Here is a 14,726-nt window from a genome sequence, read left to right as displayed (position 1 = left end):
AGCCTGCTCCCAAGACCGATTCGTCCCGTAGGCGGAGGATTCGGCGGGGATCGCGGGCGAAGGTGAATCCATGCGCCTCGAAGCCCTCGTGACCGCCTTCATGACAGCCTCCATGACAGCGCTCGTGTCCACGGGCCTGGTGGTGTCGCCGCCGCTCCCGGCCACCGCCGTCACCACTCCTCGAACCTCCGCGTCCATACCCCTGCACGAATGCGCCGGAGCCGCTGTGCGGTGTGACGGGACGGTCGCCGTGCCGCTGGACTGGGGGAATCCGGCGTCCGAGCGCATCGAGGTGGCGTTCGCCTGGGTCCCGGCCGCGAAGGAGGCCACCGGGACGATTCTCGCCAATCCCGGCGGCCCGCTTCCCGCGCTGCCCGACGTGCCGCGGCTGACACGGACGCTCGGACCCGTGCTGGACCGCATGAACCTGCTGGTCGTCGATCCTCGGGGCCTGGGCGAGTCGTCCCCGTTGTTGTGCCCGGGGCTGAAGCTGACCGAGCCGGAGAGCGTCGCGGCCTGCGCGGCGCATCTGGGACCGCGGATCCGCTTCTTCACCGCCGATCAGGCCGTTCAGGACATGGACGCGGTACGCCGCGCGCTCGGCGCCGGCCCGGTGACCTTCTACGGCACCTCCTACGGCACCGCCTACGCCCAGGCGTACGCCGCCCGGCGTCCCGAGGGCCTGGCGGCGGCGTTCCTGGACAGCGCGACGATCACCGGTCCCGACGGCCACGTCCTGTGGCCGACGCGGTTCCTGCCCGAGCGGCTGGGCTTCGTCTGCGGACGCTCGCGCGCCTGCCGTGAGCTGCCCGGCGACCCCGAGCGCACGTACGCCCGGCTGGTGACGCATCTGCGCGCACACCTCGATCCCGAGGTGCCGCCGCCCGCGCTGATGAGCATGGGGCGAATGACGGAGCCGGTCTTCGGCCGGGAGGTGAACGCCGCCGCGACGGCGTACCTGTCCGGTGACCCCGCGCCGCTGCGACGGCTGGCGAGTGTGCTGAACGGCGTCCCGAGCCAGCCCATCGAGGGCGCCGAGTGGGCCGGGTACCTGGCCTATCGGTGCGGCGACGGGTCCTTCCCCTTCAATCGGGACGCCGGTCCGGCCGAGCGGCAGGCCCAGCTGGAGCGGTACTTCGCGCGGGAGCGGCCGCTGGCGCCGTTCACGCTCGCCGATCTCGGGCTCGACGCGCGCTCCGGGCTGGAGTTCTGCGTGAACTGGCCGACCCCGCGCCCCGCACCCGTGCTGCCGCCGCACGCGGACCTGCCCGCCGTACCGGTGCTGGTCGCCGGCGGGGACTTCGACACGCACACGCCCGCAGAAGTGGCTCGCGCGATGCGCGTCTTCCCGGGGGCGACGTTCGTCCGGGTGCCGTTCGGCACGCACAGCCTCGCCTGGGGGCCGGGTGCGGCCGGGGAGTGCGTGCTGGCGATGCTGCGCTCGTTCGTGCTCGATCACCGGGTGCCGCGGCCGCGGTGCAACGCGGAGAACTACCGGGCCTCGGGAGCGTTCCCCCGCTCGCTCGGCGAACTCGCGCCGCTCCCCGCGCCCGGGCTGGACGTGGAACGGCGGCGGGTGCTGGCCGCCGGGTACGCCACCGCCGCCGACGCCGTCGCCCGCCGCAACCCGTACAACCTGGTGCACGGACGCCTCACCGAGCAGGCCGGGCTGCGCGCCGGAAAGGTGACTTTCGGATCCGGCCTCATTGAGCTGGACGAGGCCGCCTTCGTGCCCGGGGTGACGGTGACCGGCCGCGTCACGCTCCGGCCTGAGGGAAAGGCGACGGCCTCACTCACCGTCTCGCCCGGTACCTCGGACGGTGGGGCGGAGGGGCGGGTGCATCGGGTCGAGCTGGTGTGGGAGGCGTTCACCGCTCGGGAGCGGCCCGCGTTGTCCGGGTCCTTCGACGGGACGCCGGTCAAGGTCCCTGAGCCGGCCTGACCACGCACGGCGAGCCACGGCTTCCGCACATGCCCCCGGCGAGCCGCGCCGTCCCGACATGTCCCCCGGCAAGCGGGGGACATGTCGCCTTTATCATCGTCCGATCATGTAGCGGCTAATCTGCGCACATGCACACACAGTCCTCCCTCGAACCGGCTCCCGTGCTGGGCCCCAAGCTCATCCGGGCCGAGATCTTCGTCGTGATGTCGGTCTCGCTGGGCGCCAGCGCCGTGGTGGCGCTCGTGCGGCTGATCGGGGCGCTCACGGCACCGAGGGAGCTCAAGGGGCAGCACGCCGTGCTGGTCGGGTCGATGGCGCCCGGCCGGCCGTGGCTGGACCTCACGTTGCAGCTGGTCCAGATCGCGATCGCGGTGGCGCCGGTGGGGCTGGTGGCGTACCTGCTGGTGCGGTCGGGCGAGTCGCTGCGCACGATCGGCGCCGACTTCCGCCGCCCTGGCGGCGACCTGGTACGCGGGGCGGTGCTCGCGGCCGCGATCGGCGGCTCCGGGCTGGCGTTCTACCTGGTGGTGTGGGCGGCGGGGGTGAACCTGACCGTGGTGCCCGGACAGCTGCCCCAGGAGTGGTGGCAGGTGCCGGTGCTGCTGCTGGCCGCGGCGCAGAACGGGCTGCTGGAGGAGGTGCTGGTCGCCGGATATCTGCTGCACCGCCTGGGCCAGGCCGGATGGAGTCCGTGGAAGGCGCTGGCCGTGTCGGCGGTGTTGCGCGGCTCGTACCACCTGTATCAGGGTTTCGGGGGGTTCATCGGGAACGTGGTGATGGGGCTGGTGTTCGGGAAGATGTACCAGCGGTGGGGCCGGGCCATGCCGCTGGTGGTGGCGCACACGCTGATCGACGCCGTGGCCTTCGTCGGGTACGCCTTCCTGCACGGCAAGGTCAGCTGGCTGCCCTGAGGCGGTTGACCTTCGCCGGGGATCCGGGGTTGGGTGAATCATGAGCTTCGCGGTCCCCGACAGCGTCCGGCCGGTGCGCGACGCCGTGCACGCCTTCATGACCGAGCGGGTGGAGCCCGCCGAACCCGTGCTGCACGCGGGCGGGCCCGAGGCCGCGGCGGTCCTGGACGAGCTGCGCGCCCAGGCCAAGAAGGAGGGCCTGTGGGCGCTCGGCCATCCGCGTGAGCTGGGCGGGGGCGGGCTGCCCTTCCTCGACTACGTCTACGTCAACGAGGTGCAGGGGCGCAGCGAGTACGGGCAGCTCGCGCTGGGAACGTACACGCTGCAGGACTCGCTGATGCTGCACGAGCACGCCTCGCCCGAGCAGCGCGAACGTTACCTGGAGCCGCTGGTGCGCGGCGACATCTCGCCCAGCTTCGCCATGACCGAGCCGGCCGTCTCCAGCAGCGACCCCACGCAGATCACCACCTCGGCCGTGCTCGACGGCGACGAATGGGTGATCAACGGGCACAAGTGGTTCACCACGGGGGCGTCGCGGGCGGCGTACACGACCGTGATGTGCCGCACCGAGCCGGACGCGCCGCCGCACCTGGCCTTCTCCATGATCCTGGTGCCGACGGACACGCCGGGCTACACCATCGTGCGCGAGACGCCGGTGCTGGGGCTCGACGGGGCGCACTGCGAGGTGCGGTACGAGGACGTGCGCGTCCCCGCCGCCAACCTGCTCGGCCCGCGCGGGAAGGGCTTCGTCATCGCGCAGAAGCGGCTCGGCCCCGGGCGGATCTTCCACTGCATGCGCTGGCTCGGCCAGGCGCAGCGGGCCTTCGACCTGATGTGCCGCAGGCTGCACGAACGTAGCGCGTTCGGCGAGCCGCTGGCCGCCAAGCAGCTCATGCGGCAGCACGTGTTCGACTCCTACACCGAGATCCAGTCCGCCCGGCTGCTCACGCTGCACGCCGCCGGCGTCATCGACTCGGCTCCCGGCGCGCAGGCGCGGGTGGAGATCGGAGCGATCAAGGTGGTGGGCGCGCGGATGTTGCACAACGTGATCGACCGGGCCATCCAGGTGTACGGCGCCGCCGGGCTGACCCCGGACACGCCGCTGGACCGGATGTACCGGCACGCGCGGGCCGGGCGGATCTACGACGGGCCCGACGAGGTGCACATCGACTCGGTGGGGCGGCGGATCCTGGGCTCGTACGCGGCGGGCGGTTCGTGGGAGTTCGGCCTGCGATGAGCGATCCGCAGGCGATCGTCCGCGCGGCGTTCGGGGCGGGGGCGGCGGTCGTGTCCAGCGCCCGGCTGCCCGGCGGCGCCTCCCGTGAGACCTGGGCCTTCGACGTGGCCGATCCGGACGGGTGCCGGCACGAGCTGATCCTGCGGCTCGACTCGCCCGGCGCCCCCGCCGAGGCCGGCGCCGGGCTGGCAGCCGAGGCGCGGCTGATGCGGGCCGCGGCCGGGGCGGGGGTGCCGGTGCCGCGGATCGTCGCGTGCGGGGAGTCGTACATCCTGATGAGCCGCGTGCCGGGCGAGACGATCCCGCGCAAGATCCTGCGTGACGACGCGTACGCCACCGCCCGGCCCCTGCTGGCCCGCCAGTGCGGGCAGGCGCTGGCCGCCGTGCACCGGATGCCGCTGTCGTCGGCGCCCCCGTCGGACGAGCAGGACCCGCTGCTGCGCTGGCGCGACGTCCTCGACCAGCTCGGGGAGCCGCACCCGGTGTTCGAGCTGGCGCTGCGGCGGCTGGCCGCCGCCCGGCCGCGCTGGCGGCGGCACACGGTCGTGCACGGCGACTTCCGCAACGGCAACCTCGTCGTCGGGCCCGAGGGGATCAGGGCGGTGCTCGACTGGGAGCTCGCCCACGTCGGCGATCCTCTGGAGGATCTGGGGTGGCTGTGCGTGAAGGCGTGGCGGTTCGGCTCGCCGCTGCCCGTGGGCGGGTTCGGCTCCTACGAGGAGCTCGTCGGGGCGTACGAGGAGGCGGGCGGCGAGCGGGTGGACCGCGAGGCGCTGCGCTGGTGGGAGACGTTCGGCGTGCTCAAGTGGGGTGTCATCTGCGTCATGCAGACCATGCGGCACCTGCGCGGCGGGGCGCGGTCGGTGGAGCTGGCGGCGATCGGGCGGCGCGTGTGCGAGACCGAGTGGGACCTGCTGCGGCTGCTCGGCGATGCCGCGCCTGTCGAGCGCCCCTGACCGCCCGGCGGCGTCATGACGGGGACGAGCCGGGACCCGCTACGCCTGGTCGGCGACCTCGCGCCCGCCCGTCCCGGCGGGGTGTGGTGACGGGGATGAGCGTGGCGGCGATCACGTCCACCAGTCCCTCCACCACCTGGGCGCGTCCGACCTCCGGATGCTCCAGCCACCAGTCTCCCGTGGCCTGCACCATGCCGACGAACGCGTGCCCGAGCACCTGCGCCCGCACCGGGTCGGGCACCACCCCCTCGTCGGCCAGCACCACGCCGAGCTCCTCCCCCAGGCCGCGCACCAGCGAGGTCATGTGGGAGCGGACCCTGGTGTCCTCGGCACTGGCCCGGTGGAACAGGAACCGGTAGAGGTTGAGGTTGGCCGAGACGAGGTCGAGGTAGACGCCGATGGCCGCCCTGGCCCGGCCCCGCAGGTCGGCCCCGGCCTGGCCGAACTCCGGCCGTAGCCGGCCGATGACCGTGCCCACGTGGCGGTCGGCCAGCGCCTGGTAGAGGCCGCGTTTGTCGCCGAAGTGGCGGTAGAGGATGGGCTTGGTGATGCCCGCCTCGGCGGCGATGGCCGCCATCGAGACCTCGGGGCCCTCCTTCATGATGACCCGGTCGGCCGCGTCGAGCAGCGCCCTGCGCCGATCCGGATCCCGCCCGCTCACCTGTCCAGGATAGATCGCAGCCGGGCCGGGAGCAGCGCCGAGAGCACGAGGAGGGCACCGAGGAGCGCGTACAGGCCGGTCAGGCCGGCCAGGGTTCCCGGCGGCTCGCTCAGCTCGGCCCACGGCGCGGCGCCCGGCGCCGACCAGGGCAGCCCGCCGGAGCGGGCGTACGGCAGCGTGCCCGCCACGCCGACGGCGGCGTCCAGGTCGAGGGCGAACAGCGTGCCCGCCGCGGCCAGCGGCACCCCGCAGGCGAGCGCCGCGGCCGGCCAGGCGGTGAGCAGGACGACGATGACGGCCACCGCCGCCAGGTAGCCCAGCGCGGCGGGCGCGGGGCCGAACGCGGCGTTGCCCGCGCGCAGGGCTCTGGCGGCGGCTTCGGTGAGGTAGTAGACGGGGACGAGCGCGGCCAGGCCGGCGACGACTCCCAGGAGGCGGCGGGCGTGCCGGTCGCGTTTCACCCGAATACTCCCCCTCGTTCGCCTGCTGCTCCCTTGATCGCGCGTCGCGTACGGCGGGAGTTCGGTCGCCTACCTTATCCATGGGCGGACGCGACACGCGGGGAATCCGCACAGTCGGTGACGCTCTGTCATCAGCGCAGAGCGAAGCGTGGGAGTGGTTCGGCGGTGCCGAGGGCGAGGTCCGCGGCCAGGTGGCCGATCAGCGGGGTGAACTTGGCGCCGTGTCCCGAACAGGGCGAGACGACCACGACGGGGCCGACCCGGTCGAGGACGAAATCCTCGTCAGGGGTGGTCGTGTAGAGGCAGACGGCCTCGGCGACGGGCTCGGGGTCGAGGCCGGGCAGGCGGCGCGAGACCCAGTCCGTCACGGCGTCCCGGGAGGTGGGGTTGACGATCCCGTCGCGGGTACTCGCGGTGGTGGGCGTGCCCCGGTCGTGCTCGGCGATCTTGACGGCGGGCGCGGCGCCTCCGTCGGCGCCCGACGGGAGGCCGTACAGCATCAGCTCGTCCATGGCCACGAGGGTCGGCCAGGACTGCCCCGGATCACGCTGGCGGAAGTGGAAGACCTGCTGCTGGGTGACACGTAGCGGCGGCAGGCGGAGCGGCGTCCCGATGGCGCCCGCGAGCTCGGGCAGCCATGGCCCCGCCGCCACCACGACGGTGTCGGCCGCCAGCTCCGAGCCGTCCTCCAGGAGCACCTGCGCCGAGTCAGGGCCGGTGCGCACCTCCCGTACGCGCGTGCCCGTGAGTACCCGCGCCCCCAGCTCAGCGGCCCGCCGGACGCACGCCGCCACGGTGGCGTCGGCGTCCACCACGCCCGCCTCAGGATGGAACAGCACCGGCCCTCCGAAGTGCGCGAACGGCCAGCGTTCCTGCGCCGCCCGCTCCGGCAGCAGCTCACAGGCCACTCCGGTGGCGGACAGCATCGCGGCCAGGCCCTCCAGGTCGCGGCCCGCGCCGAAGTCGAGTCCGCCGGTCGTACGGAGCAGGGCGGTGCCGGCGTCGGACTCCAGCTCGCGCCAGCACTCCGCCGCCCGGCCGGTCAGATCGACGTAGAAGGGGTCGTCGTAGACGCGGCGGAAGATCCGGGACGTGCCGTGGGAGCTGCCGTTGCGGTGGCCGATCTCGTACGCCTCGATGAGCGTGACCTCGGCGCCGCGGCGGGCGAGCTGCCACGCGGTGGCCGCGCCCATCAAGCCCGCGCCGATCACGACGATCACAGGCTGACTCCGGTGGTGTGCCAACCGGCGCTCTCCTTCCGTGCGGTGCGGCCGGCCGCCGGATCGGAAGAGGCGGCGGGCCGGTGGTGTCCTCGCCGGGTCATCCTAGATCGGTGGCCGGGCGGTGCAGGCGTACGGGTCCGAACAGGCCCGTGGTGCGCTGGCCGGGGAAGACGAAATGGGTGGGGCTGACCTCGTCCAGGTAGGCCGCCAGGGTGCCGAGGACGAGGATCTCGACGACGTTGCCGCCGTCGTCCAGATCGACGTCGAAGCGGTACGGGGAGCACACGCGCACGCCGCAGGGCCGGCCGTTCACCGTCACCTCGGCCGTGCCCCTGACCCGGCCCAGGTCGAGCACGCCCGGTCCGGAGCGGGCGGTGATCGTGGTGCGGTAGCGGACGCCGCCGCTGTACCCGGCCAGGCCGAGCTCCTCCCAGTCGCCGAGCCGCATCCGTCCTGGACCGCAGGTGAACCGGACGGGCCCGGTGAAGGCGGCCCCGCCGCTCGCGCCGGGGGTGGTGCGCACGACCAGCTCCACCTCGCCCGGTCCCGGCCCGCCGAGCGAGGCACGCAGCTCGACCGGGCCGAGCGCGTTCACCTCGACGCCGGTGGCGCCGGGGGGCGCGTCCAGCAGGAAACGCTCGGTGCGCGGCCGGGCGCCCGGCACCGAGAAGACGGCCGGAAGGGCGGCCGGGGCGGCCGGAAGGGCAGTTGGCCCGGTGACCGGGAGGGCGGCCGGCGGGGCGGCCGGGGTGGTGTCGTCCAGCCAGGTCGCCCCCGGGAGGGGGTGGGGGCGTGGGAGCAGCCAGAGGGCGGCGGGGTCGCCGTACTGGCGGCGGCGTACGCGCGGCTCCGGCGTCCAGTGGGGCCCGGAGACGGCCAGGCCGTCCACCAGCACCCAGCCGTCCGACTCGACGCGCACCGTGTTGGCGCCCGGGCGCAGCAGGTCGCTCACGTCGTAGCGGCGCACGCGCGGGATGTCCGCCTCGGCGTAGGGGTCGAAGCCGCCCTGCCTGCCCGCCTCCGTCCCGTTGACGAGCACCCGGCAGAACGACGTGGCTGCCACCTGCAGCACGCCTCCCCCGTCCTGCTCGGGTGCTGCGATCACGACGGTCTCCAGCGGCGTCCCCGCGATCCACTCGGGACGGGCGGCGTCGGCGGGGTCGGCCAGCAGGCACACGTACGCGCGCAGGTCGAGCTCCTCGTCGGGGACGAGCACCAACTCCAGGAGGTGCTCGCCGGGCGGGACGGGGGCGCGGGTGACGGCCGCGTAACCGCGATCGTCGAGCGGCCACTCCTCGCCGTCGATCCGCAACGTCTTGGCAGCCCCGGCCCCGATCGCCACCCACGCACCGCCACCGCTCCGGTCGTCCTGGGTGGTGGTACGGAGATCGCGACCGCCGGAGCCGGAGACGGCGGCGCCGAAGGCGAGAGCGGGAGCTGGAGCGGGGACGTCGGAGCTGTCGGCTGGGGCAGCGGGCGCGGCGGAAGCGGCGGAGTAGGTGTCGGGGACGGTGTCGGCGCAGATGTCGGCGCAGGTGTCGGGGACGGTGACGAGGGTGCGGAAGGCTGCCTCGACGCCTCCGCCAGTACGGCCGAACGTCAGGAACTCGACCGGCACCCGTCCCTTCGGTCCCAGTGTCTCCCGGTGCACGGGGTCCTTGTGCAGGCCGCGTGAGGACGACCAGATCGACGGCGTCCACGGCCCGCCGTCGACGCGCTGCTCCCCGTGCGGGCCGAATGTGACGTCCACCGGCTCCCCGTCGGGGGTGCGCAGTGTCCAGGCCTCGATGCCCGCGCCGCCGCCGCCGAAGTCGGACCAGGTGTCGTCGAGCGTGGGCACCAGTTCGACGTCCCACTCGGCATCCCCGAGTTCCGCCACGACGGTGTACGCGGGTCGCGACGCGGGCTCCGGCCGCGTGCCGTCGAACACCAGTAGCGCCGCGGGGCCGTCGTCGAACGGGACGGTCACCCGTACGGTGTCGCCGTCCCTCATGTACGGCAGCGCCACCGGGTCGCCGCCGGCGAAGGGGCGCAGCAGCAGCGGGGCGCCCTGGACGCCGTGAATGGTGACCGGCATCTCACGGGCGTACCGGGCGGGGTCGAAGTCGATGACGGCGTCCAGCCAGCCCAGGTCGACCCCGCGTTCCTCGGGGCGTCCCACGCCGATGCGGCTGGCCATGGGGAAGGCGGCGGGCAGGAAGACGAGGGTCGTCTCGCCGTCCTCGCGCACCAGCGCGGGCACGGGCGCCTCGACCCGCCGTTCCAGATCCGTCAGCGCCTCCCCCAACCGGTCGGCGGACCGCACAAAGCGGGCCCCGAGCCGGGCGGCAAGGTGGGAGGGATCCGTCCCCTTTGGGGGAAGGTGGGAGGCGTCCGTTCCCCCCGAGGAGAAGCCGGATGGCGCGCCGACCGCGACGAGGAGGCCGCCGCCCGCGGAGAAGTCCGCGAGCCGAGCGGCCACGTCCTCGTCCAGCACCGTGACGGCGGGCAGGATGACGGCGCGGTACGCCTCCGTGGAGACGGTCAGGCGCCCGTCCTTGACGACCGCACGCCGCACCGAATCCTCGTCGATGACGTCGGCGTCGAGCCCGAGCCGGTCCAGCACGCCCGGCTTGGTGGCGAACCAGGCCATATCGCCCACCAGCTCGCGATACACCTCCTGCGCCCTGGCCGCATGAGCCGCATGAGCCGCGTGGGTCCCGTGAGCCGCCTGAGCCGCCTGAGCCGCATGGGCCGCATGGGCCGTTGCGCTCGCGGCGCCAGGCCCACCCGGCTCGGGCCTATCCGGCTCGGGACCGCTCGCCCCGGAACCGGCCGCTCCCGGACCTACCGTCGTAGGGCTGACCTCCTCAGGACCGACCGCCTCCAGGTCGGCCTCGCCTGGACCAACCGCCTCCGGGCCGGCCGCCTCATGGCCGACCGCCTCGGGACCGACCTCCTCATGACCGACCGCCTGGAGACCGACCGTCCCCGGACCGGCCGTCCCCGCGTCGGTGCCCGTCTGGGCGGTGGAGGTGGGGAGCAGGACGGCGACGTCGCACGCGTGGCGTCCCAACGACAGCGCCGCGCACAGCCGGGTGACCGCCTCCGCGAAGACCCGGTGGTGGCGCCAGTACGGCTGCCGCCAGTCCGTGGCCGGTGGCGCCCACTCCCACCAGCCGCGCCGCGTCGTGTAGTAGACGGCGTGCGGGTTGTACAGCGTCGCCCCGGCCCGCAGCCACGGCAGCAGCCAGTCGAACGTCTCCTCCAGGGTCCCGCCCCAGCCGCTGGAGTGGAACGCCTCGATCCAGGTGCGCGGCCGCCCGTACAGATGGGCCAAGGAGGAGTGCAGGCGGGCGTCGCCGTGGTGGTCGGAGCCGGGGGCGCCGAACCAGCGGTGGGTGCGCGCGTAGTCGGCGTACAGCCGTACCCCTTCGACGGGATGCCCGGCGCGGGCGGGGTCCTGCTGGTCGCAGCCGTGCACGAGCCCGTGGCGCTCGTGCCACTCGGCCAGCGGCCGGAAGAACGCCTCCTCGGCCAGCTCGGCCCTGGTCGTCTGGTACGACCGCCAGTCCGGCGAAGGCGCAAGAGCGTCGAACGGCCGCCCGCGCCGGGCGAGGTGCTCGGCGGCGAAGCGGTCGGACCAGGTGGGCAGGGTGGGCAGCTCGTCCTGGAACGACCCGGCGATCACCCGGCCGAACCAGTGCCCGACGCGCCGTTCGAACTCGCCGTGCACCCGGTCCAGCAGCACCGCGCACGCCTCGCGCGAGAGGTAGTCGAAGCCCCGCGTGGTGACCGTCCCGCCGGGGCCCAGCCACTGGCCGGCGAAGTCGGGGTGTTCCTGGACCAGCCGGGCCTGGAGGTCGGCGCCGGAGAAGCCGAGCTGGTCGTAGAACCACAGGAAAGCGCCCAGGTCGTGGGCGTCCTGGCAGACCCCGTCCAGCAGTTCCCACCACTCCTCGGACAGGAACAGCGGATCGTCGGCGCGCGAGCCGAACATCGGCCCCGAGGGGGCGAGGTTGAGGATGACGAGGTTGTGCACGCCCCCGGCGACCAGGCGTTCCAGCTGCCAGCGCAGCCGGTCGCGGCGCAGCGGCTCGCCGCTCCACCACCAGATGGCCGCCGGTGAGAAGGCGCGCGGCGGCTCGCGGAAGGCGTCGAAGACGTTCATCCCTTGAGCCCGCTGGAGAAGCCCTTGATGACGTAGCGCTGCAGCGCCAGGAAGACGACGACGATCGGCAGCGCGCCGAGCACGAGCCCGGCGAAGACCAGGCCGTGCTGGGAGACGTACTGGCCGACGTAGGCGAAGACGCTGACCGGGACGGTCTCGAAGCCGGAGCCGCCGAGGTAGACCAGCGGGGTGAAGAAGTCGTTCCAGATGAAGACGGCGTTGAGGATGAGCACGGTGCCGGTGATCGGCCGCAGCAGCGGGAAGACCACGCGGGTGAAGGCCACCAGGTGCGAGGCTCCGTCGATCTGGGCGGCGCTGGCGTAGTCGCCGGGCAGCGCGCGGATGAAGCCGGTGTAGAGGAAGACGGTGAACGGCAGCTGGATGCCGGTGTAGAAGAGGATCATGCCGGCGTGCGTGCCGATCAGGCCGAGGTCGGTGACGAGCCGGTAGAGCGGGATCATGCCGAGCTGGAACGGCAGCACGATCCCGAGCAGGAAGAGGATGTAGAGGCCGTAGCCGAGCCGGCTCTGGACCCGGGCCAGGAAGTACGACGCGAACGAGCCGAGCGCGATGAGCGCCACCAGGCTGACCACGGTGATCACGGTGCTGTTGACCAGCGAGGGGCCGAGCGCGGCGGCCGTCCAGGCGGCGGTGAAGTTGTCCAGCGTGGGCGGGCTGGGCAGCGCCATCGGTGAGCTCGCGATCTGCCCGGGGTCCTTCAGCGCCAGCGAGACCAGCGTGTAGACGGGGAACAGGAACGCCACCGCCACGGCGATCATGACCAGCTCCAGCGGGAAGGTCCTTCTCACGCGGTCACCTCCCGGCGGCGGGTGTAGTAGATCTGCACGAGCGACACGGCGGCCACGAACAGCGCCAGGACGAGCGCGATGGCGGTGCTGTAGCCGTACTTGCCGAACACGAACGCCTGCTTGTACAGGACGGTCGAGAGAGTTTCGGTGGCGTAGCCGGGACCGCCGTTGGTGGCGGCGAAGATCTGGTCGAAGAGCTTGAGCCCGCCGATCGTGGAGAGCATCAGGTTGATCGTGAGCGCGGGGGCGAGCAGCGGCCAGGTGACGTAGCGGAAGCGCTGCCAGGTGCCCGCCCCGTCGATCATGGCGGCCTCGTGCAGCTCGCGCGGCACGCCCTCCAGCCCGGCCAGGAAGATGACCATGGAGTAGCCGGCGTTCTGCCACACGACCATGCCGGCGATGGACCACAGGGCGACCGACGGGTCGCCGAGCCAGTCCACGTGCAGGCCGAGCAGGCCGTTCAGGCCGGCGGACGGGTCGGGGTTGTAGATGTACTTCCACAGGAAGGCCACCATGACGGGGCTGACCACGACGGGCGCGAAGAAGATCACGCGGAGCAGGGCCCGGCTTCTGAGCTTGACGTTGACGCCGAGCGCGAGCAGCAGGCCGATGCCGTTCTGCACGACCACGATGGCCAGGGTGAGCAGCAGCGTGTTGCCGATCGAGCCCATGGCCTGCTCGTCGCCGAACAGGGTGGCGAAGTTGGCCAGGCCGACGAACGAGCGGTCCTCGCCGATGCCGCTCCAGTCCGTGAACGCGTACACGACGCCGCTGACGGCCGGGTAGAGCACCACGATCGCGTACACGACGAGGGCGGGGGCGGCGAACAGCCAGGGCGGGGTGGCGGCGCTCCCGCGCCGCCGGGCGGCGCGGGCGGGCCTGCTGCGGAAAGCGGTCAGTGAGGTCACTTGCGGTAGGCCTCGTCCATCTTCTTCAGCGCCTCGTCGATGGTGCTGTCGCCGCCGAGCAACTCCTGGACGACGGCGAAGTGCACGGGCTGGACCTCGGCGTTGGGCCAGCGCTGGTCCATGAACGGCACCGCGCGGTCCTTGGTGAACGGCAGGAACGACTGCACGGCGGGATCGATCACGGAGGAGGCGTCCTGGGTGAGCGGGATGGCGGCGATGGCCTTGGCCCAGGCGTTGATGTTCTCCTGCTTGCCGAGGAAGTCGATGAACGCCTTGGCCTCCTCGGCGTTCTTGCCCTTGGCACTGGCGCCCACGCCGACGACGACGCCGGCGGGGATCCACACGGAGTTCGCGTCGTCGGCACCGGGGACGGGGAACATCGACAGGTCGTCGGGCGAGGCGGCGGCCTTGCGGAAGTCGGGCATGACGGCCGATACCTGCACGGCCATGCCCGCCTTGCCGGTGGCGACCATGGAGGTCTGCTGCTCGAACGTGGTGCCGTTCGGCTTGTCGTTGAAGTAGCCGCGTTTCTGCAGCTCCAAGTACATCTCCATGGCCTGGCGCCAGCCGGAGCCGGCGAAGGTGGCCTGGCCGGCGAGCTGTTTGTCGTCGAACGACGGGTCCTTGGCGTAGACGGTGGAGGGCACCAGCGCGTACGTGATGAGCTGGGTGACCCACGGCGTCTGCGCGCCGAGCGCGATCGGCACGACGCCGGCCTTCTTCAGCTTGTCGCAGACGGCCAGGAACTCGGTCCAGGTCGTGGGCGGCGCGTCGATGCCGGCCCGTTCGAAGACCTTCTTGTTGTAGACGGCGCCGATGACGGAGGAGCCGGCCGAGTACAGGTAGGTCTTGCCGTCGAGCTGGAAGGCGGGCTTGAACCCGGTGGGGATGGTCGGGGTCCAGCTCTGCGCGGACAGGTCGGCCAGCAGCCCCGCCTGGGCGATCTGGGTCATCGACATCGCACTGCCGTTGCCGGGGTAGACCACGTGCAGGTCAGGGGCGTTGCCGGCGCCGAGCTGGGTGCGCAGCGAGGTCTGCACCTGGTCGGTGGGGGCGTAGGAGGTGGTGAGCCGGACGGCGGGCTTGGCCTTCTGGTAGGCGGCGGCCAGCTCGTCCATGGGCGTCTTCTGATCGGCGACGCCGATGAACTTGAGCTCGGTGGTCGCCGTCCCGCCCGTGGTGGCGGTGGTCTCGGGCCTGGTGGAGCAGGCCGTGGCCAGCGTGGCCGCGGCCAGACCGCCCATCACGCGCAGGAACTGTCCCCGGCTGAGCCGGGCCTGGTGCAGCAGGTCGGTCATGTCGCTGTCTCCTCGGTCGTACGACGTGCGGTGAATCCCCGAGAGCCGCTGGATGCGAACGTTTTAATCGTGTACCACCGTTGTTAACTTCACAAACAAGCATGTTAAAAGCGGCGGTGGCTGGAGGGTACGAGTCGCCCGAGCGGGGTGTCAAGGGTAGGATTCGCTGC

11 protein-coding genes are annotated in these 14,726 nt (G+C 72.8%); 4 read left to right on the top strand and 7 right to left on the bottom strand.

Annotated elements, in window-relative coordinates:
• Positions 1-70 precede the first annotated feature (70 nt).
• The 4 genes from AB0C28_RS08370 (at position 71) to AB0C28_RS08355 (ending at position 5,046) form a co-directional block, all read left to right on the top strand.
• A complete protein-coding gene (locus AB0C28_RS08370) occupies positions 71-1,942 on the top strand; it encodes an alpha/beta fold hydrolase (RefSeq protein WP_358073456.1) in 1,872 nt (623 codons plus the stop codon).
• A 128-nt stretch (positions 1,943-2,070) separates the two neighbouring features.
• A complete protein-coding gene (locus tag AB0C28_RS08365) occupies positions 2,071-2,853 on the top strand; it encodes a CPBP family intramembrane glutamic endopeptidase (protein WP_358073455.1) in 783 nt (260 codons plus the stop codon).
• 40 nt (positions 2,854-2,893) lie between these two features.
• Positions 2,894-4,090, top strand: coding sequence for an acyl-CoA dehydrogenase family protein (locus AB0C28_RS08360; protein ID WP_357842303.1), 1,197 nt, complete (start codon positions 2,894-2,896; stop codon positions 4,088-4,090).
• Positions 4,087-5,046 (top strand): phosphotransferase family protein, encoded by a 960-nt coding sequence (locus AB0C28_RS08355; protein ID WP_358073454.1) that lies wholly within the window; start codon positions 4,087-4,089, stop codon positions 5,044-5,046. Before AB0C28_RS08360 ends, AB0C28_RS08355 begins: the two co-directional genes overlap by 4 nt.
• A gap of 13 nt (positions 5,047-5,059) precedes the next feature.
• Here the strand turns inward: AB0C28_RS08355 and AB0C28_RS08350 are convergent, their stop codons facing one another.
• The 7 genes from AB0C28_RS08350 to AB0C28_RS08320 form a co-directional block, all read right to left on the bottom strand.
• Complete coding sequence (locus tag AB0C28_RS08350) at positions 5,060-5,707, bottom strand: TetR/AcrR family transcriptional regulator (protein WP_358073453.1); 648 nt, start codon at positions 5,705-5,707, stop codon at positions 5,060-5,062.
• Positions 5,704-6,168 (bottom strand): hypothetical protein, encoded by a 465-nt coding sequence (locus AB0C28_RS08345; protein WP_357842294.1) that lies wholly within the window; start codon positions 6,166-6,168, stop codon positions 5,704-5,706. Before AB0C28_RS08345 ends, AB0C28_RS08350 begins: the two co-directional genes overlap by 4 nt.
• Positions 6,169-6,299: 131 nt before the next feature.
• On the bottom strand, positions 6,300-7,388 hold the full coding sequence (locus AB0C28_RS08340) for an FAD-dependent oxidoreductase (RefSeq protein ID WP_357842291.1): 1,089 nt from the start codon (positions 7,386-7,388) through the stop codon (positions 6,300-6,302).
• 100 nt (positions 7,389-7,488) lie between these two features.
• Positions 7,489-11,541, bottom strand: coding sequence for a hypothetical protein (locus tag AB0C28_RS08335; protein WP_358073452.1), 4,053 nt, complete (start codon positions 11,539-11,541; stop codon positions 7,489-7,491).
• Positions 11,538-12,350, bottom strand: coding sequence for a carbohydrate ABC transporter permease (locus AB0C28_RS08330; RefSeq protein WP_357842285.1), 813 nt, complete (start codon positions 12,348-12,350; stop codon positions 11,538-11,540). Before AB0C28_RS08330 ends, AB0C28_RS08335 begins: the two co-directional genes overlap by 4 nt.
• Entirely contained in the window at positions 12,347-13,258 is a 912-nt protein-coding gene (locus tag AB0C28_RS08325) for a sugar ABC transporter permease (protein WP_358073451.1), read from the bottom strand. Before AB0C28_RS08325 ends, AB0C28_RS08330 begins: the two co-directional genes overlap by 4 nt.
• Entirely contained in the window at positions 13,255-14,556 is a 1,302-nt protein-coding gene (locus tag AB0C28_RS08320; protein ID WP_357842279.1) for an extracellular solute-binding protein, read from the bottom strand. The genes AB0C28_RS08325 and AB0C28_RS08320 overlap by 4 nt, the downstream gene beginning before the upstream one ends.
• Positions 14,557-14,726: the final 170 nt, after the last annotated feature.

Source organism: Nonomuraea sp. NPDC048892 (assembly GCF_040649735.1).
Classification (GTDB): Bacteria; Actinomycetota; Actinomycetes; order Streptosporangiales; family Streptosporangiaceae; genus Nonomuraea; species Nonomuraea maheshkhaliensis.
This window is presented reverse-complemented; position numbering and strand designations above follow the sequence as displayed.

Bases quoted from the DNA above. Each gene is read 5' to 3' on its own strand.
- AB0C28_RS08335 (WP_358073452.1), bottom strand. From the start codon at position 11,541: ATGAACGTCTTCGACGCCTTCCGCGAGCCGCCGCGCGCCTTCTCACCG.
- AB0C28_RS08370 (WP_358073456.1), top strand. From the start codon at position 71: ATGCGCCTCGAAGCCCTCGTGACCGCCTTCATGACAGCCTCCATGACA.
- AB0C28_RS08320 (WP_357842279.1), bottom strand. From the start codon at position 14,556: ATGACCGACCTGCTGCACCAGGCCCGGCTCAGCCGGGGACAGTTCCTG.
- AB0C28_RS08365 (WP_358073455.1), top strand. From the start codon at position 2,071: ATGCACACACAGTCCTCCCTCGAACCGGCTCCCGTGCTGGGCCCCAAG.
- AB0C28_RS08360 (WP_357842303.1), top strand. From the start codon at position 2,894: ATGAGCTTCGCGGTCCCCGACAGCGTCCGGCCGGTGCGCGACGCCGTG.
- AB0C28_RS08355 (WP_358073454.1), top strand. From the start codon at position 4,087: ATGAGCGATCCGCAGGCGATCGTCCGCGCGGCGTTCGGGGCGGGGGCG.